The sequence below is a fragment of the Vibrio sp. 10N.222.49.C9 genome (assembly GCF_041474985.1).
GTDB classification, from domain to species: domain Bacteria; phylum Pseudomonadota; class Gammaproteobacteria; order Enterobacterales; family Vibrionaceae; genus Vibrio; species Vibrio crassostreae_C.
Window position 1 is genome coordinate 1 of the sequence record NZ_JBFRVD010001219.1, and the last position, 339, is coordinate 339.

The 339-nt window shown below is 48.1% G+C and carries 1 pseudogene; it reads left to right on the plus strand.

The window, feature by feature from the left end:
* Positions 1-339, plus strand: a pseudogene (locus AB4585_RS27645) (dipeptide/tripeptide permease); the annotation flags it as partial.

The window sequence follows — 339 nt, forward strand, 5'->3', positions numbered from 1 at the left end:
AGCAGAAAGCACCATTGACCAAACAAGAAACTGATCGCCTAAAAGTGATCATGGTACTGGGTCTATTCGTTATCGTGTTCTGGGCAGGTTTTGAGCAAGCTGGCGGCTTGATGAACATCTACACCCAGCAATACACTGACCGTATGTTAGGTAGCTTTGAAGTTCCTGCTGCTTGGTTCCAATCGCTAAACCCGTTCTTCATCATGCTACTCGCACCACTATTGGCTGCGGTATGGGTGAAACTGGGTAAACGTGAGCCGAGCTCACCAGTGAAATTTGCTCTAGCGCTGTTCTTCCTAGCAGTAGGCTTCTTATTCATGGTAGGCGCTGTGCTTCAAC